Below are 21,478 nucleotides of genomic sequence, written 5' to 3'. Positions count from 1 at the left end.
GGCAGACCCCTAAAACAGGGGTCCGTACCCCTGACAAAAAGGCTCAATAAATGGCCTGACCGGAGCTACCTGGACTTCATTACGATCGGTTGACATTGGCTGGCCGACCGTGTTCTTGAAGGTCTTCGGGCACTGTGTAAAAGTCGGCGACCACGGACCCCGAATTCCTGGAGCCGGGCACAGATGGCCGACGATGACAAGCTGCTGGAAACCCTCAAGCGCGTCGCCGCGGACCTGCACGAGACCCGGCGCAGGCTGGCCGACGCCGAACGGCGCGACCGCCATCCGATCGCCGTCGTCGGGATGGCGTGCCGCCTCCCCGGCGACGTCCGCGATCCCGACGGCCTGTGGGCGACGGTCCTCGGCGGACGCGACGCGATCTCGGCGTTCCCCACCGACCGGGGCTGGGACCTGGGGGAGCTGCTGCACCCCGACCCGGAGCACCCGGGGCGCAGCGTCGCCCGCGAGGGCGGGTTCCTGTACGACGCGGGTGATTTCGATGCGGGTCTGTTCGGGATTTCGCCGCGTGAGGCGTTGGCGATGGATCCGCAGCAGCGGTTGGTGCTGGAGTCGTCGTGGGAGGCGTTGGAGCGGGCGGGGATCGATCCGTCGTCGCTGCGCGGCACCCCCACCGGGGTCTTCGTGGGCGCCGGCAACTTCGGCTATCTCGTCGGGATGCAGCAGGCGTCCGACGACGCGAGCGGCTACGCCCTCGTCGGCAACATCGGCAGTGTCATCTCGGGCCGGGTGGCGTTCACGCTGGGGCTGGAGGGTCCGGCGCTGACGGTGGACACGGCGTGTTCGTCGTCGTTGGTGGCGATGCATCTGGCGGGGCGCGCGCTGCGGTCGGGGGAGTGCTCGCTGGCCCTGGCCGGCGGCGTCACGATCATGCCCAATCCGAGCGAGTTCGTGGAGTTCACCCGGCAGGGGGCGCTGTCGCCGGACGGCCGGTGCAAGGCGTTCGGGGCGGGGGCCGACGGCGCGGGGTGGTCGGAGGGCGTGGGGATGGTTGTGCTGGAGCGGCTGGCGGACGCTCAGCGCAACGGCCACCGCGTCCTGGCGGTCATGCGCGGCTCGGCCGCCAACCAGGACGGCGCCAGCAACGGGCTGACGGCGCCCAACGGGCCGGCCCAGCAGCGCGTCATCCGGCAGGCCCTGGCCGACGCGGGTCTCGGTCCGCACGACGTGGACGCGGTCGAGGCGCACGGCACCGGCACCCGTCTCGGAGATCCCATCGAAGCCCAGGCGCTCATGGCGGTCTACGGGCGTGACCGGTCGCCGGAGCGGCCGTTGTGGCTGGGGTCGGTGAAGTCCAACATCGGGCACACCCAGGCCGCCGCGGGCGTCGCGGGCGTCATCAAGACGGTGCGGGCGCTGGACGCGGGCGTCCTCCCGCCGACGCTGCACGCGGACGAGCCGAGCGCGGAGATCGACTGGTCCGCCGGGACCGTCCGGCTCGTCACCGAGCCACAGCAGTGGCCGGACGCGGGCCGGCCCCGCCGGGCGGGGGTGTCGTCGTTCGGGATCAGCGGGACCAACGCGCACCTGATCCTCGAACAGGCCCCTCCGGAGGAGGGTGACACGAAGGGCGCCGAGCCCGGGACGGGCACGCTCCCGTGGCCGCTGTCGGGAGCCGGCGCTCCCGCGCTGCGCGCCCAGGCGGAGCGGCTGCGCGACTGGCTCGACGCCCACCCGGACGCCGGACCGGCCGACGTGGCGCGGGCCCTCGCCACGTCCCGCGCCGTGCTCTCCCACCGCGCCGTCGTCCTCGGCGGGGAGCGGGCGAGCCTGCGCGCGGGGCTCGACGCTCTCGCCGGGGGCGAGCCCGCCGCCACGGTCGTCACCGGGAGCGCGGTGGGTGCGGGGCGTCCGGTGCTGGTGTTCCCGGGGCAGGGCTCGCAGTGGGCGGGCATGGGGCGCGATCTGCTGACGTCGGACGTCTTCGCGGCGTGGGTGGACGAGTGCGAGGGCGCGTTGTCGCGTTACGTGGACTGGTCGTTGCGGGAGGCGCTGGAGCGCGCCCGCGCGGAGGATCTGACGCGCATCGAGGTCCTGCAGCCGTTGCTGTTCGCGGTGATGGTCGGGATCGCCCGTGTCTGGGAGAGCTGGGGAGTGGTGCCCGGTGCTGTCGTGGGTCATTCGCAAGGTGAGGTCGCGGCGGCGTACGTCGCGGGTGCGCTGTCCCTGGATCACGCCGTACGGGTCGTGGTGCTGCGGTCGCGGCTGTTCGCTCGTGAGCTTGTGGGGCGAGGAGCGGTTGCCGCGCTGGCCACCGGACGTGCCGTAGCCGAGGAGCTGGTGGCGCGGTGGGGCGGGGCGTTGTCGGTGGCGGGGGTGAACGGTCCGGGTGCGGTGATGGTGGCGGGCCCGGAAGGGGTGCTGCGGGAGCTGGTGGAGGTGTGCGGGGAGCGGGGGGTCCGTGCGCGTGTGGTGGCGGGGACGGTGGCTTCGCACACCGCGCAGGTCGATCCGTTGCGGGAGGAGCTGCTGGAGCTGCTGGGACCGGTGGGGCCGGTGGAGGGCCGGGTGACGTTCTGCTCGACGGTGACGGGCGGCGTGCTGTCCGCGTCTGCTCTGGGGCCGGGGTACTGGTTCGACAACGCGCGCCGTCCGGTGGACTTCGCCGGGGCGGTCGGCACCCTGCTGGACGAGGGCCATCGCGCGTTCGTCGAGTGCAGCCCGCACCCGATCCTCGTCCCCGGCATCGCCGAGATCGCCGCGCGGCAGGGCACCGAGATCGTCGCGGTCGGTTCCCTGCGGCGCGACCGGGGATCCGCGGACCGCCTGCTGCGCTCGGCCGCGGAAGCGTACAGCGGCGGCGTCGCGGTGGACTGGACGGTGCCGATCGGCCCGGGCCGCCGCGCCGACCTGCCGTCCTACGCCTTCCAGCGGCGCCGCTACTGGCTGGAGGCCGCCGGCCGTCCGCTCGCCGGATCCGCTCCGGCGGGCGTCGAGCGGGTCGCGCACCCGGTGCTGGACGCGCTGCTGCGGCGGGCGGACGGCGACGCGACCGTGCTCACCGGGCGGATGTCGGCGTCGTCGCCGGACTGGCTGGCCGACCACACGGTCGAGGGCACGGTCCTCGTGCCCGGCGCGGCGTTCGTGGAACTGGCCGTGCGGGCGGGCGACACGGCGGGATGCCCTCACGTCGAGGAACTCGTGCTGGAGCGTCCGCTCGTCCTGCGCGGCGACGCCGGGGCCGAGCTTCAGGTCGCGGTCACGGCCGCCGACGGCGCGGGACGGCGACACGTGACGGTGCACGCCAGACCCGCCGGAGCCGACGAGCCCTGGACCCGGCACGCCACCGGCACGCTCGGCCCGCCCGGCGACCCGCCGTCCGGCGCCCGCCCGCCGGCCCGGCCCGCCGGGGCCGCGTCCGCCGACGACCTCTACACCCGGCTGAGCGGCCGTGGCCACGGGTACGGTCCGGCGTTCCGCGGCGTGCGGGCGGTCTGGCGGGACGGCGAGGACGTTCTCGCCGAGGTCGCCCTGCCGGAGGAGCGACGCGAGGAGGCGGCCGGGTACCTCCTTCATCCCGCGCTGCTGGACGCCGCGCTGCACGCCGTCGCGGAGCTGGGCGACCCCTCCGGCGAGCAGGCGGGACCGCGGTTGCCGTTCGCGTGGGCGGACGTCCGGCTGGACGTCGAGGGCGCCACCGAACTGCGGGTCCGCATCGGCCCGGCGGGCGGTGGCGCGGTCTCGGCGGAGCTGTTCACCCGCGACGGCGCGGTCGCCGGCCGGATCGGCTCCCTGGCCACGCGCGCCGCCCCGGCGGACGCGTTCGCCCCCGGTACCGGCGACGCCCTGTACGCCATGGACTGGGTTCCTCCGGCCGCCGGGCGGGACGAGACGGGGGCGCCCGCCCGTTACGCCCTCGTCGGCGCCGACACGCACGGGCTCGCGGCGTCGCTGCGCGCGGGCGGTGTCCCGGTCGACCGGCACGCCGACCTGGCCGCGCTCGCGGAGACCGTACGGCGGGGGACTCCCGCGCCCGGCCTGGTGCTCCACTGCCCGGACATGCCGTGCGGCGCGGACACCGCGGTCGCCGCACGCACGGCGCTGAACGCCACGCTGACCGTGCTGGGCGAGTGGATCACGACGGGAGCCGCGTTCGCGGACGCGGCGCTCGCCGTCGTCACCCGGAACGCGGCATCGCTCGACGGGGAGTCTCCGGAACCGGCCGCCGCGGCGGTCTGGGGCCTGGTCCGGTCGGCGCAGTCGGAGAACCCGGGCCGGCTCGCGCTGATCGACCTGGATCCCGCCGCCGAGCCGGGCCCGGCCGCGCGCGCGGCGTGCGCGGCCGTGGCGCGGGGCGACGAACCGCAGGCGGCCGTCCGGGGCGACCGGATGCTCGTCCCCCGGCTCGCCCGCGCCGACGTGCCCGCCGCGCCGGACGGGCCGGGCTGGGACACCGGCGGGACGGTGCTCGTCACCGGCGGGACGGGCGCGCTCGGCGCGGCGGTGGCCCGCCATCTGGCGACCGCGCACGGTGTCCGGTCGCTGCTGCTGGCGGGCCGTCGCGGGCCGGACGCCCCGGGCGCCGCCGAGCTGGTGACCGAACTGGCCGCCCTCGGCGCGACCGCGACCGTCGTGGCCTGCGACGTCGCGGATCGCGCCGCCGTCGCGGACCTGCTCGCCGCCGTCCCCGGCGACCACCCGCTCACGGCCGTCGTCCACGCCGCCGGGACGCTGGCGGACGGGACGATCGGGTCGCTGGACGCCGGACGGCTGGACGACGTGCTGCGCGGGAAGCTCGACGCCGCGCTCCACCTGCACGACCTCACCGCGGACCTCCCGGTCACCCGTTTCGTGCTGTTCTCCTCGGCCGCCGGAATGCTCGGCAACCCCGGCCAGGGCAACTACGCCGCCGCCAACGCCGCACTGGACGCCCTGGCGCACCGCCGCCGCGCCGCGGGCCTGCCCGCCACGTCGCTGGCCTGGGGCCCGTGGGCGGTCCGCAGCGGGATGACCGGGCACCTCCCGGGCGCCGCGCCGGCCGGCGCGGGTACCACCGCCTTGGAACCGGAGGCGGCGCTCGCTCTCCTGGACGCCGCGCCGGCGAGCGACCGCGCGGTCCTGGCGCCCGTCCGCTTCGACCTGCCCGCCCTGCGCGACCGGGCCGCGCTCGGGCCGCTGCCCGCTCCGCTGCGCGCCCTGCTCCCGGCGCCGGCCCCGTCCCGCCGCAGGTCGGCGGGCGGCGCGGACGGCGGCGCGGACGACGACGCCGCGCGGCCGGCGGCGCTGCCCGGCGAGGACCGGGAACGCGCGCTCCTCGCCCTGGTGCGGGCCCACACCGCCGGAGTCCTCGGGCACGCCTCGCCCGACGACGTCGATCCGGGCCGTGCCTTCAAGGACGTCGGGTTCGACTCGATGACCGGGGTCGAGCTGCGCAACCGGCTCGCCGCCGCGACCGGGCTCCGGTTGCCCGTGACCCTCGTCTTCGACCACCCCACGCCCGTCGCCGTCGCGGGCGCCCTCACCGTCCTGCTCGGCGGGGACGGCGCGGGCGCGGCCCGCGACGGGCGGGCGGGCGCAGCGCGGCCGTCGCCCGCACCGGGCGAGCCGATCGCGATCGTCGGCATGGCCTGCCGCTTCCCGGGCGGGACCGCCTCGCCCGAGGCGCTGTGGGAGCTGGTGGCGTCCGGCGGCGAGGTCCTGTCGGACTTCCCCGCCGACCGGGGCTGGGACGTCGCCGGCCTGTACGACCCGGATCCGGACGCGCCGGGACGCAGCTACGTGCGGGTCGGCGGCTTCCTCGACGACGCGGCGTGCTTCGACGCCGGGTTCTTCGGCATCTCCCCGCGTGAGGCCGCCGTCATGGACCCGCAGCAGCGGGTGCTGCTGGAGGTGGTGTGGGAGGCGCTGGAACGCGCGGGCATCGACCCCGGCTCACTGCACGGCACCGACACCGGCGTCTTCGCCGGCGCCATCCACCAGGACTACGCCGGTGGCACGCCACCGGACGAGACCGAGGGCTTCCTGCTCAGCGGCACCTCCGCGAGTGTCGTGTCCGGCCGGATCGCGTACACGCTGGGGCTGGAGGGGCCTGCGATGACGGTCGACACCGCCTGCTCGTCCTCGCTCGTCGCGCTGCACCTCGCCGCGCAGGCGCTGCGGGCGGGCGAGTGCGGCGTCGCGCTGGCGGGCGGCGTCACCGTGATGCCCACCCCGGTGCTGTTCACCGAGTTCAGCCGCCAGCGCGGCCTGGCGCCCGATGGCCGGTGCAAGCCGTTCGCCGCCGCCGCCGACGGGACCGGGTGGTCCGAGGGCGCCGGGGTCCTGGTCCTGGAGCGGCTGTCGGACGCCGAACGCCTGGGCCACCGCGTCCTCGCCGTCGTCCGCGGTTCCGCGGTCAACCAGGACGGTGCCAGCAACGGCCTCACCGCCCCCAACGGCGCCGCGCAGCGCCGCGTCATCGCCCAGGCGCTCGGCGCCGCCGGGCTCGCCCCCGGAGACGTGGACGCGGTCGAGGCGCACGGCACCGGCACCACGCTCGGGGACCCCATCGAGGCCGAGGCGCTGCTCGCGGCCTACGGCCCGGACCGGCCGGCCGACCGGCCGCTGTGGCTGGGGTCGGTGAAGTCCAACCTCGGCCACGCCCAGGCCGCCGCCGGCATGGCCGGGATCATCAAGATGGTGCAGTCGATGCGGCACGCGACGCTGCCCCGGACCCTGCACGTCGACGCGCCGACCCCGCACGTGGACTGGTCCGCCGGCGGGGTGCGGCTGCTGACCGAGCCGGTGCCGTGGCCGCCGGGCGACCGGCCGCGCCGCGCCGGGGTGTCGTCCTTCGGCGCGAGCGGCACCAACGCGCACCTCATCCTGGAGGAGCCGCCCGGCACGGAACCCGGGCCCCTCCCGTCCGGCGCCGCCCCCGGCCGCGTTCCGCTCGTCCTGTCGGCGCGGGCCCCGGACGCGCTCGCCGACCAGGCGGGACGGCTGGCGCGGTTCGTCGCGGCCGGTCCCGATCCGGACCTTGCGGGCGTCGGCCGGGCCCTCATCGGCACCCGCGCCCTGCACCCGTACCGCGCCGTCGTGGACGCCCGTGACCGCGCCGACGCCGTCGCGCTGCTCTCGGCGCTGGCGGACGGGCCCCCGCCCGGGACCGAGCCGGCCCGTCCCGGCGAGACCGTGTTCCTCTTCTCCGGGCAGGGCGCCCAGTACCCCGGCATGGGCCGTGGACTGTACGGCGAGGTCCCCGAGTTCGCCGCCGCCTTCGACGAGATGTGCGGCCACTTCGACCCGCTGCTCGGCGGTTCACTGCGCGCGGTGGTGTTCGGCGAGGCCGGCGCGGACGTCCTGCACGAGACGCGCTGGACCCAGCCCGCGCTCTTCGCCGTGGAGATCGCGCTGTTCCGGACCCTCACCGCGTGGGGCCTGCGCCCGGGCCTGCTCGCCGGGCACTCCGTCGGCGCCCTCGCCGCCGCGCACGCCGCCGGCGTGCTGTCGGCGGGCGACGCGGCCGAACTCGTCGCCGCGCGCGGCGACCTGATGCAGGCGCTCCCGGCCGGAGGGGCGATGGCCGCCCTTCAGGCGGCCGAGGACGAGGTCATCCCCCACCTCACCGGCGGCGTGGTGATCGCGGCGGTGAACGGCCCGGACGCCACCGTCGTGTCCGGCGACGAGCACGCGGTGGCACGGCTGGCCGGGCGGTTCGCCGAGCAGGGTCGCAAGACCCGTCGCCTGCGTGTCAGCCACGCCTTCCACTCGCCGCACATGGACCCCATGCTGGAGGAGTTCCGCGGTGTCGCCGAGCGCCTCACCTGGCATCCGCCCCGCATCCCGATCATCTCCGACCGGACCGGACGTGCCGCCACCGAGGCCGAGCTGACCTCGCCGTCCTGCTGGGCCGAGCACGTCCGCGCGCCCGTCCGCTTCCTGGACGCCCTGCACGCGGCGGTCACGGCGGGCGGCCGGTTCTTCGTCGAGGCCGGACCGGGCGGCGGGCTCGCCGCGGCGGCCGCCGAGTGCGGCCCCACGGTCGCGGCCGCGACGCTGCGCCGCGACCGGGACGAGGCGGACGCCCTGCGCGCCGCCCGCGCGCGGATCTTCGAGCGGGGCGCGGACGTCGGCTGGGCCGGGGTCCTCGGCGCCGCGCCCGGCCCCCTCCCCGAGCTGCCCACCTACCCGTTCCGGCGGGACCGCCACTGGCTGACGTCCGGCCGTGCCACCGCCGACGCGGCCGGCCTCGGCCTCACCGATGCCGGGCACCCCCTCGTCGCGGCGTCCGTGGAGCTGGCCGGCGGCGCGGAGATCCTGCTCACCGGACGGCTGTCCCCGGCGACCCATCCGTGGCTGGCGGACCACCGGATCGGCGCGGCGACGATCCTGCCCGCCGCCGCGCTCGCCGAACTGGCCGTCCGGGCGGGCGACGAGGCGGGCCTCGACCGGGTCGCCGAGCTGATCCTGGAGGCACCGCTGGTCGTCCCCGACGGCGCGGGCGTCGTCGTCCAGGTGCGGGTCGGCCCGCCCGAGGAGACGGGACGGCGGCGGGTGCGCGTGCACGCACGCCCGGACGGCGCGGCTGCGGACGTCCCGTGGGTCCGGTACGCCGACGCGGTGCTCGCCTCCGGCGCCGCGGCCGGCGACCGTCCCGCCGCGTCCGCCGCGTGGCCGCCGCCCGGCGCGCGGCCGGTCGACCTCGACGGGCTGTACGACGACCTGGCCGCACGCGGCATCGACTACGGACCGGCCTTCCGCGGGCTCGTCCGGGCGTGGCGGGACGGCGGCACGGTCTTCGCCGACGTCGCACTGCCGCCCGGCGAGCACGACCGGGCCGCACGGTTCGGCGTCCATCCCGCCCTGCTGGACGCCGCGCTCCAGGCCGGGCTGCTGCTGGACGGCCCGGACGCACCGCTCCGGCTGCCGTTCGCGCTGGACGGCCTCGCGCTGCACGCCGCCGGCGCGACGGCGCTGCGCGTCCGGGTGGAGCGCGCCGCGTCCGGCGCCCTCGCCGTCATCGCCCACGACGCGACGGGCGCGCCCGTCCTGTCCATCTCCTCGGTGGCGCTGCGCCCGGTGCCCGCCGACGCCCTCGCCCGGACGCACACCGCGCCCGCCGCGCACACGACCGCCTGGGCCCCCCTCGGGCCGGTCACCCCGCTGAACGGCGCCGCCCCGGCCCCCTGCGCCGTGGTCGGCGCGGCGCCCGCCGCTCTCGGCCTGCCCGCCGCCACCCCCGTCCATCCCGACGTGCCGTCCCTGCTGGACGCCGGTTCCGTTCCCGACCTCGTCTTCCTCCCGGCACCGCCCGCACACGGCGGATCCGCGGCGGCGGTCCGGTCGGGCGTGCAGGCCACCCTGGACGCCGTCCGGCCCTGGACGGACGACGCGCGGGTGCCCCCCGGTTCCCGCCTCGTGGTCGTCACCGCCGGCGGCGTCGTCACCGGCGACGACCCGGGCCCCGGCGACCCGGCCGAGGGCGCCCGCTGCGGCCTGCTCCGCGCCGTGCAGGCCGAGCGGCCCGGACGGTTCCTGCTCCTGGACACCGACGGCGCCGCGGAGTCCCGCGCCGCGCTGGCGGAGGCGGCCGCGGCGGCGGTGCGCGCGGGCGAACCCGAGATCGCCGTCCGCGACGGTGCCGCGCTGGCCGCCCGTCTCGCGCCGCTCGACGGCGCCCTGGTGCCACCACCGGGACCGTGGCGGTTGCGGCCCGGCGGCGGCGCCCTCGACGGACTCGCCGCCGAGCCCGCGCCCGAGGCCGCCGCGCCCCTCGGTCCGGGCCGGATCCGGGTGGCCGTCCGCGCCGCCGGGCTCAACTTCCGCGATGTCCTCATCGCTCTCGGCATGTATCCGGGCGCCGGGTCCATGGGCACGGAGGCGGCCGGGATCGTCACCGAGGTCGGGCCCGGCGTGTCCGGGGTGCGGCCCGGGGACCGGGTGATGGGCCTGATCGACGACGCGTTCGGCCCGGTCGCCGTGACCGACCACCGCACGGTCGTCGCGGTGCCGTCCGGCTGGTCCTTCACCGCCGCCGCCGCCGTGCCCGCCGCCTTCGTCACCGCCCGGCGCGGGCTCATCGGCCTGGCCCGGTTGCGGCCGGGGGAGACCGTCCTGATCCACGCCGCCACCGGTGGCGTCGGCATGGCCGCGGTCCAGGTGGCGCGTGCGGTCGGCGTCGAGGTCTACGCGACCGCGTCCCCGGGCAAGCACCACGTGCTGCGGGAGATGGGCCTGGACGAGGCGCACATCGCCTCCTCCCGCGACCTCGGCTTCGAGGAGCGGTTCCGCGCCGCGACCGGCGGCCGCGGCGTGGACGTCGTGCTGAACTCGCTCGCCCGCGAGTTCGTGGACGCCTCACTGCGGCTGCTGGCTCCCGGCGGCCGGTTCGTTGAGATGGGCAAGACCGACGTGCGGGCCGCCGACGACGTCGCCGCCCGCAACCCCGGCGCCGCCTACCTGCCGTTCGATCTCGCCGACCTCGGCCCCGCCCGCCTCGGCGCGCTGCTCACCGAGGTCGCCGCGGACCTCGGACGCGGCGACCTGGCACCGCTCCCGGTGCGCGCCTTCGACCTGCGCCGCGCCCCCGAGGCGTTCCGCCTGATGAGCCGCGCCCGGCACGTCGGGAAGATCGTGCTGACCGTTCCGGCGGACCGCGACCCGGGCGGCACCGTCCTGGTCACCGGCGCCACCGGCACCCTCGGCGGCCTGGTCGCCCGCCACCTGGTCACCCGGCACGGCGTCCGGCGTCTGGTGCTGGCGGGCCGGCGCGGCGCCGACGCCCCGCGGGCCGCCGCACTCGCCGCGGAACTGACCGGCCTCGGCGCCGACGTCGTCCTCGCCGCCTGCGACGTCGCGGACCGCGACGCCGTCGCCCGGCTGCTCGCCGCCGTCCCGGCCGAGCACTCCCTCACCGCCGTGGTGCACACCGCCGGGGTCGTCGACGACGGGCTCGCCGACGCGCTCACCCCGGACCGGCTCGGCCGGGTCCTGCGCCCCAAGGTCGATGGGACGCTCGTCCTGGACGAGGCGACCCGGCACCTCGACCTGTCGGCCTTCGTCGTGTTCTCCTCCGTCGCCGGAGTCCTGGGCTCGGCCGGGCAGGCCGGCTACGCCGCCGCCAACGCGTTCGCCGACGGCTGGGCACGGGCCCGCCGCGCCGACGGCGTCCCCGCCGTCTCCCTCGCCTGGGGCGTGTGGGAGGAGGCCAGCGACATGACCGGCGACCTCGACGCCGCCGCGCGCGCCCGCCTGTCCCGCACCGGGCTGCGGCCGCTGCCGACCGGGCACGCGCTCACCCTCCTCGACGACGCCATGGCCGGCCCCGACCCGGTGCGGATCGCGGCGGCGCTCGACCGCGCGGCCCTGCGCGCCGCCGCGGCGGACGGTACCCTCCCGGCACGGCTGGGCGGGCTGGTCCGGGGCCCGTCCCGCCGCGCGGCCGGCGCGGCCCCGGCGGACGGCGCGCTGCGCGACGCGCTCGCCGCACTTCCCGCGGCCCACCGCACCGACCGGCTGCTCGACCTGGTCCGCACCCACGCGGCGACCGTGCTCGGGCACGCGACCCCGGCCGCGATCGACGCCGAGCGCGGCTTCCTCGACCTCGGATTCGACTCCCTCACCGCCGTCGAGTTCCGCAACACGCTGGCGCGGGTCAGCGGCCTCGACCTTCCCGCCACGCTGCTGTTCGACCAGCCCAGCCCCGCCGCCGTGGCCGCCTACCTCGCGACGCGGCTGGCGCCCGGCGGGCGGGCCGCGGCCGGGCCGCCGGGGGAACGCGAACTCGGCGCGCTCGAAGCGGTGCTCCGCGACGCGCCCTCCGACGCCGGACTCGGCCGCGACATCGCCGGGCGCCTGCGCGCGCTGGCCCGGGAGCTGGAGGGCACGGCCTCGGCGGACGCCGCCGCGAGCGACGAGTTCGACGCCGAGTTCGACGCCGGGACCGACGACGAGATGTTCGCCCTGATCGACCGGGAGCTGGGACGTGACTGACCGCGACACCGACCGGCGCGCCGGTGAAGGAGACAGCACGAACGGCGGCGACGACAGGCTGCGCGATTACCTGAGGCGCGTCACGGCCGAACTGCGGCACACCCGCCGCCGCCTCGACGACGCGGAGAACCGTGCGAGCGAGCCGATCGCCGTCGTGGGGGTCGCCTGCCGCTATCCCGGTGACGTCGCGTCCCCCGAAGACCTGGGGGACCTCGTCGAGGCGGGCGGCGACGCGATCACCGGGTTCCCCGTGGACCGCGGCTGGAACGTCGCCGCCGTGCACGACCCGGACCGGGGACGTCCCGGGACCAGCTACGTCGACCGCGGCGGCTTCGTGCACGGCGCGGCGGGCTTCGACGCGGAGTTCTTCGGGATCTCGCCGCGTGAGGCGCTCGCGATGGACCCGCAGCAGCGGATGTTCCTGGAGGTCGCCTGGGAGGCGCTGGAACGCACCGGCCTGGACCCGAGGTCGCTGCGCGGCTCCCGGACCGGCGTGTTCGCCGGCGCGGGCAACCCCGGATACCTCGGCGGGATCCACCAGGTCCCCGCGGAGGTCGAGGGCTACTCGCTCACCGGCAACGTCGGCAGCGTGGTGTCGGGGCGGGTGTCGTACACGCTGGGTCTGGAGGGGCCGGCGGTGACGCTGGACACGGCGTGCTCGTCATCGCTGGTGGCGATCCATCTGGCCTGCCGGGAGCTGCGCACCGGGGAGTGTTCCCTGGCCCTCGCCGGCGGGGTCACCGTGCTCACGACGCCGTGGCTCTTCGTCGAGTTCAGCCGGCAGAACGGTCTCGCGCCGGACGGCCGCTGCAAGGCGTTCGCCGCCGACGCCGACGGCACCATCTGGGGCGAGGGCGCCGGGGTGGTGGTGCTGGAGCGGCTGTCGGACGCGGTGCGCAACGGGCGGCGGATCTGGGGGGTGATCCGCGGTTCGGCGATGAACCAGGACGGCGCCAGCAGCGGTCTGTCGGCGCCGAACGGGCCGTCGCAGCAGCGGGTGATCCGGCGGGCGCTGGCCGACGCGCGGTTGTCGGGTGCGGACGTGGACGTGGTGGAGGCGCACGGGACGGGGACGTCGCTGGGCGATCCGATCGAGGCGCAGGCGCTGCTGGCGACGTACGGGCAGGACCGTCCGCAGGATCGTCCGCTGTGGCTGGGGTCGGTCAAATCCAACATCGGCCATACCGCCGCCGCGGCGGGGATCGCCGGCGTGATCAAGATGCTGGTCGCCTTCCAGCGGCCGGAACTGCCGCCGACGTTGCATGTGGAGGAGCCGTCGCGGGAGGTGGACTGGTCGTCGGGTGCGGTCCGGTTGCTGACGCAGGCGCGGGAGTGGCCCACGGTGGATCGGCCGCGCCGGGCGGCGGTGTCCTCGTTCGGGATCAGCGGCACCAACGCCCATCTCATCCTGGAACAGGCCCCCGACGCCCCGCCCGCCGAGCAGAAGCCGCCGCCGGTGGTGGGCGAGGCGGCCTGGGTGCTGTCGGGCCGTGGCGAGGGCGCGTTGCGTGAGCAGGCGCGGCGGCTGGCGGCGTGGTCGCGTGCCGCCGACGGTGCCGACGAGCCGGGGTTCGTGGCGCGGGTCGCGGAGGCGTTGCGGTCGGGGCGGTCGTTGTTCGAGGACCGTGCCGTCGTTCTGGGCGCCGACGCCGCCGAGATGGCGCAGGCGCTGGAGGCCCTCGCCGCCGGGAGCGAGGAGGCGCGGGTGGTGACGGGCCGGACACCGCGCGGGCCGGCGGGGAAGACGGTGTTCGTGTTCCCGGGTCAGGGTTCGCAGTGGGCGGGAATGGGCCGGGTCCTGATGGACGAGTCGCCGGTGTTCGCCGCGGCGATGCGCGCGTGCGGTGAGGCGCTGGCCGAGCATGTGGACTGGTCGCCGGCCCAGGTGCTGGAGGAGCCGGAGGACAGTCCGGTGTGGGGGCGCACGGACGTGGTGCAGCCGTTGCTGTTCGCGGTGATGGTGTCGCTGGCGCGGCTGTGGCAGGCGCACGGCGTGCGGCCCGACACCGTGATCGGGCACTCGCAGGGCGAGATCGCCGCCGCGCACATCGCCGGGGCACTCACCCTGCCCGACGCCGCCCGGGTCGTCGCGCTGCGCTCGGCCCTGCTGACCCGGCTCGAAGGCGCCGGCGGCATGGCCCACATCGCCGCACCCCCCGCCGACATCCCCCTGGACAGTGCCGAGGGTGCCGAGAGCCTGGCGGTCGCGGCGGTCAACGGACCGGCTTCCACCACCGTGTCCGGACCCGACGCCGCCCTGGAAGAACTCATCGCCCGCTGCCACGAGCAGGGGTTCCGCGCCAAACGCATCCCCGTCGCCTACCCCTCCCACCACCCCGCCATCGACGCCCTGCACGACGACCTGATCGCCGCCCTGGAGGGGCTGGCACCCCGGACCCCGACGCTGGACTGGGTGTCCACCACCACCGGCGAACGCAACCCCCGCCCCGACCCCGGCTACTGGTTCACCAACCTGCGCCACACCGTCCAGCTCCACCCCACCGTCACCGCACTCAGCGAGACCCACACCACCTACATCGAGGTCAGTCCCCACCCCATCCTCACCACCGACCTCACCCACACCCTCACCACCCACACCCTCACCACCCACACCCTCACCACCCACACCCTCACCACCCACACCCTCACCACCCACTCCGACGAGCGCGAGCCGCTCATCCACCACACCCTCAAACGCGACCACCACACCCTCCGCGCCCACCTGCACAACCTCGCCCACCTCCACACCCGCACCCACCACCCCGTCACCTACACCCCCACCCCGCCCCACGCCGGCCACACCGCCGCCCACCTCCCCACCTATCCCTTCCAACACCGGCACTACTGGGTCAGCGTCGACGGCGGGACGGGATCGGCCGTGACGGGACCGTCGGTGGACGGCTGGCGGTACGAGACGGTGTGGCGGCCGAGTCCGGGGGCGGCGCGGACGCTGAGCGGGCACTGGCTCGTCGTGGCTCCGCAGGGGCACCCGCTGGGGGCGCCGGTGGCGGAGACGCTGGTGGGGCTGGGCGCCGAGGCGCACCTGGCCGACGCCCGAGGGGCACGGGAGCTGCGCGCGGAACTGGAGATCTCCGGGGTCGTCTCGCTGCTCGGGCTGACGGAGGAGGACGGCGCCACGGCGCCCACGGTTCCCGCCGGGCTCGCCGCGACGCTGGAGCTGGTGCGGTGGCACACCGAGGGGCCCGCGGGCGTGCCGCTGTGGTGCCTGACGCGCGCGGCGGTGCGGACCGATCCGCAGGACGCGCCGCCGGATCCGGCGCAGGCGATGCTGTGGGGACTCGGCCGGGTCGCCGCGCTGGAGCACCCCCGGCACTGGGGCGGCCTGATCGACCTGCCCGGCGACATGGACGAGCGGGTCCGGGCCCGGCTGGCGGAGGCCCTCGGCAACGCGGACGGGGAGGACCAGCTCGCCGTCCGGTCCGCCGGGGTCACGGCGCGCCGTCTCGTCCGGGCCCGTCCCGGCGGGTCCCGCGCCGATCGGACGTGGCGGCCGGAGGGCACCACGCTCGTCACGGGCGGGACGGGCGCGCTCGGCGTGCCGCTGGCGAAGGCGATGGCCGGACGCGGTGCCGCGCACCTGGTGCTCGCGTCCCGCCGGGGCGCGGACGCGCCCGGCGCCGCCGAGGCCGCCGCGGAGCTGACGGCGCTCGGCACCCGGGTGACGTTCGCGGCCTGCGACGTCACCGACCGGGCGGCGGTGGAGGAACTCGCGCTGCGGTGCGAACGGGAAGGCGCTCCGATCCGGTCGGTGGTGCACGCCGCCGTCGTCGGCGACCTGGCGCCGCTCGCGCGCCTGAACCCGGCGGATCTCGCGTCGGCGCTGGCCGCCAAGGTCGGCGGAGCACGCGTCCTGGACGACGTCTTCGCCGGCCGGGATCTCGACTCCTTCGTCCTGTTCTCCTCGATCACGGCCGTCTGGGGGAGCGGCGACCACGGCGCCTACGCGGCGGCGAACGCGTATCTCGACGCGCTCGCCGAACGCCGCCGCGCCGAGGGGCGGCCGGTGACGTCGGTGGCGTGGGGCATCTGGGCGGCGCTCGGCGAGGAGGACGCCGACCGGCGGCGGGAGCTGACCGACCGGGCGCACCGGCAGGGCCTCGTGCCGCTCGACCCGGCGCCGGCGTTCGCGGCGCTGTGGCGGGTGCTGGACCGGGGCGATGCCGCGCCGGTCGTCGCGGACGTCGACTGGGACCGGTTCCTGCCGATGTTCACCGTCGCGCGGCCCAGCCGCCTGTTCGCCGAGATCGCGCCGTCCGGGCCGGGCTCCGCCGGTGCCGCGGGCGCCGACGAGCGGGTCGCGGCGGCCTGGCGGGAGCGGTTCGCCGGGCTGCCCGCCGCCGAACGCGACCGGGCGCTGGTCGAACTGGTCCGCGCGGACGTCGCGGGCGTGCTGGGACACGGGTCGGCGGAGGCGGTCGAGCCGGAGCGCGCGTTCAACGAGATCGGGTTCGACTCGCTGACGGCGGTGGAACTGCGCAACCGCCTCATCCGCGCGACCGGGCTGCCGCTCCCGGCCACGCTCGTCTTCGACCATCCGACCGTGGCGGCGGTCGCGCGGCTGCTGGCCGCCGAGCTGACCGGCGCGGGCGCGGCCCCGGCCGCTCCCGCCGCTCCGGCGGTCCGTGCGGACGACGACCCGCTGGTCATCGTCGGGATGGCGTGCCGGTTCCCGGGCGGGGTGCGGTCGCCGGAGGATCTGTGGGAGCTGGTGCTGTCGGGCACCGACGCGATCGGTGACTTCCCGGCCGACCGGGGCTGGGACCTGGACGGCCTCTTCGACCCCGACCCGGACCGGCCGCGCAGCACCTACACCCGGCGGGGCGGGTTCCTCTACGACGCGGCGGACTTCGACGCCGAACCGTTCGGGATCTCACCGCGCGAGGCGCTGGCGATGGACCCGCAGCAGCGCGTCCTGCTGGAGACCGCGTGGGAGTTGTTCGAACGCGCGGGGATCGATCCCGGTGCGCTCCGCGGTTCGCCCACGGGAACGTTCGTGGGGTGCAACCTTCCCCAGTACGGCGGAGGCATCCAGCGGGTGCCCGAAGACCTGGAGGGGCACCTGCTGACGGGCTCGAACGCGAGCGTGGTGTCGGGCCGGGTGGCCTACACGTTCGGGCTGGAGGGCCCGGCGGTCACCGTCGACACCGCCTGCTCCTCGTCGCTGGTCGCGCTGCACCTGGCGGCGCGGGCCGTCCGCGACGGCGAATGCACCCTCGCCGTCGCGGGCGGCGTCGGCATCCTGACCAGTCCCGACCCGTTCGTGGGCTTCAGCAGGCAGCGGGTGCTGTCACCGGACGGGCGGTGCAAGGCGTTCGGGGCCGGAGCCGACGGCATCGGCCTGGCCGAAGGCGCCGGACTCGTCCTCATCGAACGCCTCAGCCACGCCCGGCGCCACCACCACCCCGTCCTCGCCCTCCTCCGCTCCACCGCCACCAACCAGGACGGCGCCAGCAACGGACTCTCCGCACCCAACGGACCCGCACAACAACGCGTCATCCACCAAGCCCTCACCAACGCCCACCTCACCCCCACCGACATCGACACCATCGAAACCCACGGCACCGGCACCCCCCTCGGCGACCCCATCGAGGCGCAGGCCCTGCACGCCGTCTACGGACGCGACCGGCCCGCCCACGCCCCGCTCTGGATCGGGTCCGTCAAGTCCAACATCGGCCACCCCGCCGCGGCGGCCGGGATCGCCGGCGTCATCAAGACCGTGCAGGCCCTCCGGCACGGCGTCATGCCCCCGACCCTGCACGCCGACGAGCCCTCGCCGCACGTCGACTGGTCCGCCGGCACCGTCCGGGTGCTCACCGGGCCCGTGCGGTGGCCCGACACCGGACGTCCGCGCCGGGCCGGGGTGTCCTCCTTCGGCATCAGCGGCACCAACGCCCACCTCATCCTCGAACAGGCCCCCGACCCCGAACCCCAACCCGACCCCGAACCCGAACCCGGCGGACCGATCCCCTGGGTGCTGTCCGGCGCGACGGAGACGGCGCTGCGGGACCAGGCCGCCCGGCTCCACGCCTGGACCGCCGACGGCGCCGAACCGGCCGGCACGGTGGCCCGCGCCCTGGCCACGACGCGCGCCTCGCTCGCGCACCGGGCCGTCGTCGTCGGGGCCGATCCGGCGGAGCTGCGCGCCGGACTGGCCGCCCTCGCCGCCGGCACGCCGTCGGCGAACGTCGTGACGGGAAGCCCGGCCGCCGGCGAACGGCCCGTGTTCGTCTTCCCCGGTCAGGGAGCGCAGTGGGCGGGCATGGGACGCGGGCTCATGGCGGAGTTCCCGGTGTTCGCCGACTGGATCGACGAGTGCGAGCAGGCACTCGGCCATTACGTGGACTGGTCGCTGCGGGAGGTACTGGACGGGGCGGACGCGGAGGCACTCGGCCGCATCGACCACCTGCAACCGGTCCTGTTCGCGGTGATGACCGGTCTGGCGCGCGTGTGGCGGTCCTGGGGCGTGGAGCCCGGCGCCGTCATCGGCCACTCGCAGGGCGAGGTCGCGGCGGCCCATGTCGCGGGCGCGCTGTCCCTGGACGACGCGTTGCGCGTCGTCGTCCTGCGGTCGCGGCTGTTCGCCCGCGACCTCGCCGGACGCGGCGCCGTCGCGGCCGTCGGCGCGGGCGCCGGCCGGGTGCGCGGCCTGCTCGGCCGCTGGAAGGGCGAACTGGCCCTCGCGGGCGTCAACGGGCCGTCCGCCGTGATGGTGGCGGGCCCCGCCGACCTGCTCGGCGAACTCGTCCAGGAGTGCGCGAGGCAGGACGTCCGCGCCCGGGTGGTGCCGCTCACGGTCGCCTCGCACGGCCCGCAGGTCGATCCGCTGCGCGAGGAACTGCTGGACCTGCTCGCGCCCGTCACGCCACGCCCGGCACGGGTGCCGTTCTGCTCGACGGTCACCGGCGGCTTCCTGGACACGTCCGCGCTCGGCGCGCAGTACTGGTTCGACAACGCGCGTCGCCCGGTGGACTTCGCGGGGGCCGTGGACGTGTCGCTGGCGGCCGGGCACCGGGCGTTCGTCGAGTGCGGTCCCCACCCCCTCCTGATCCCGAACGTGACGGAGATCGCGGACGGGCAGGCGGTCCGCGTCGCCGCGATCGGCTCGCTACGCCGGGGCGAGGGCGGCGCGGACCGCCTGCTCCGCTCGGCGGGGGAGGCCTCCGTCCAAGGCGTGGCGGTGGACTGGCCCGCGATCCTGGGATCCGGACGCCGGGCCGCCCTGCCGACCTACGCCTTCCAGCGTCGCCGCTACTGGCTCGACTCCACCGCGGGTCCCGCCGGCGGCGAGGAGACCGACCCCGGCCGGGCACGGTTCTGGACGGCCGTCGAACGGGGCGACGCGGCGGAACTCGCCGGCGAACTCGGGCTCGACGAGACGGTCGTCGGCGAGGTTCTGCCGGCGCTGTCCGGCTGGCACCGGACCCGGCGGGAACGCGCGGCGGCCGGGGCCTGGCGGTACGACGTCGCCTGGCCCGCCGCCGGACCCGGCGCGGGTCCGGCCCCGGCCGGCACGTGGCTGGTGGTGCTGCCCGACGACACCGGCACCTGGGCGGACCCGCTGGCGGGCGCGCTGGCGGAGGCGGGGCTGGACGCCGTCCGGGTGCGCGCCGGTGACCTGCGCGCCGACGACGGGACGTCCCCGGCCGCGCCGCTGCACGCCGTGCCGGCCGACGGGCCGTTCGCGGGCGTGCTGTCGCTGCTGGCGGCCGACGCGGGCCCGCACCCCGGCCATCCGGCGGTGCCGCGCGGCGTCGCGGACACGCTCGCGGTGCTGCGCGCCCTCATCGGCGCCGACACCCGCGTGCCGCTGTGGTGCGTGACCCGGGGGGCCGTCGCCACCGGCGCCGGCGATCCGGTGGACGATCCGGCGCAGGCGCAACTGTGGGGCCTCGGCCGGGTCGTGGCGCTGGAGCATCCCCGGCTGTGGGGCGGTCTGGTGGACCTGCCGGCCTGCGGCGGCGCGGACGAGGCCCGGCACCTGTGCGCGGCGCTGGCCCGCACCGACGGCGAGGACCAGGTCGCCGTCCGCGCGTCCGGCCCGCTGGTCCGCCGACTGGTGCGCGCCGCCGCGCCCGCGCCCGTCCGCTCGTGGCGGCCGCGTGACGCCACCCTCGTCACCGGCGGGGGCGGTCCCGCCGACGGGCGCATCGCCCGCTGGCTGGTCGCGCGCGGCGCCCGGCACCTGGTGCTGACCCACTCCGGCGACGCGGCGCCCGGTGTCCGGGCCCTGGCGGAGGAACTGGCCGAGGAGGGCGCGCGGATCACGCTGACCCGGTGCGATCTCACCGATCGTGCCGCGCTGCGCGCCCTCGCTCACACGCTCGCCGCCGCCGGCACGCCGGTCCGGACGGTGCTGCACACCGCCGCCACCGGCGAGCTGGCCGGCGTCGCGGACACGGGGCTGCCCGAGTACGCGGCGGCGGTCGCCGCGAAGGTCGACGGCGCCCGTGCCCTCGCCGAGGTCTTCGACGAGGCCGGGGAGCCCCTGGACGCACTGGTGTTCTTCTCCTCGATCGCCGGTGTCTGGGGCAGCGGCGACCACGGCGCGTACGCGGCCGCCAACGCCCACCTGGACGCCCTCGCGCAGTGGCGGCGCGCCCGCGGCCTGCCCGCGACGTCCATCGCCTGGGGCGTGTGGGACGTCTTCGACGACCCCGCCGAGCGCGCGATCGTCGAGGAACGCTCGACCCGGTACGGGCTGCCGCTGCTCGATCCCGGCCTCGCCCTGGCCGCGCTCGGCCGGACCCTGGACCGGGACGAGACGTTCGCGGCCGTCGCCGACGTGGACTGGGCGGCCTTCCTGCCGCTGTTCTCCGCCGCGCGCCCCACCCGGCTCGCCGACGAGATCCCCGAGGCCCGCGAAGCCGCCGACCGGCGGGCCGACGACACCTCCGACGAGGCAGCGACCGCTCTGCGCGCCCGGCTCGCCGACCTGGACGAGACCGGCCGCGGGCGCCTGCTGGTGGACCTGGTGCGCGAGCACGCCGCGGCCGTCCTCGGCCACGGCGCGCCCGGCGCCGTCGAGCGGGACCGGGCGTTCCGCGAGATGGGCCTGGACTCGATCACCGCCGTGGAGCTGCGCAACCGGCTCGGCGCCGCCACCGGCCTCCGCCTTCCGGCGACGCTGGTGTTCGACCATCCGAGCGCCGACGCCCTGGCCGCCCACCTGGCGGCGCGGCTGTCCCCGGACGGCGCCGCGGAGTCCCCCGCCCTGGACGGGCTGCGCGCGCTGGAGGACGCGTGCGCGGGCCTCGCGCCCGGCGACGCCGTCCGGGACGAGGTCGGCGCGCGGTTGCGGGCGCTGCTCTGGCGGCTGACCGACCCGGACGCCGCACCGGACGCGCCGGGGGAACCGGGCGCGGCGTCCGACATCGACGACGCGACGGCGACCGAGATGTTCGAACTGATCGACAAGGAGCTGGGGCCGATCTGAGGCGGCCCCGCCGTCCCTCCCGGACGGCGGGCCCACCGGAATCGGCCCGCGGAGGGCGGCGATGAGCTTGCTGGTGACGGCACAGAACCCGAT

At 77.0% G+C, this 21,478-nt stretch carries 2 protein-coding genes; both read left to right on the top strand.

Annotated elements, in window-relative coordinates; all coding sequences use genetic code 11:
* The first annotated feature begins 183 nt into the window (after positions 1 to 183).
* On the top strand, positions 184 to 11,931 hold the full coding sequence (locus tag F7P10_RS02750; protein ID WP_151007936.1) for a type I polyketide synthase: 11,748 nt from the start codon (positions 184 to 186) through the stop codon (positions 11,929 to 11,931).
* A complete protein-coding gene (locus F7P10_RS43820; RefSeq protein ID WP_151007935.1) occupies positions 11,924 to 21,385 on the top strand; it encodes a type I polyketide synthase in 9,462 nt (3,153 codons plus the stop codon). Before F7P10_RS02750 ends, F7P10_RS43820 begins: the two co-directional genes overlap by 8 nt.
* Positions 21,386 to 21,478 lie beyond the last annotated feature (93 nt).

It is taken from the genome of Actinomadura sp. WMMB 499 (assembly GCF_008824145.1).
Classification (GTDB): domain Bacteria; phylum Actinomycetota; class Actinomycetes; order Streptosporangiales; family Streptosporangiaceae; genus Spirillospora.
The sequence above is the reverse complement of the archived record's forward strand: the minus strand, read 5'-3'. Positions and strand labels throughout refer to the sequence as shown.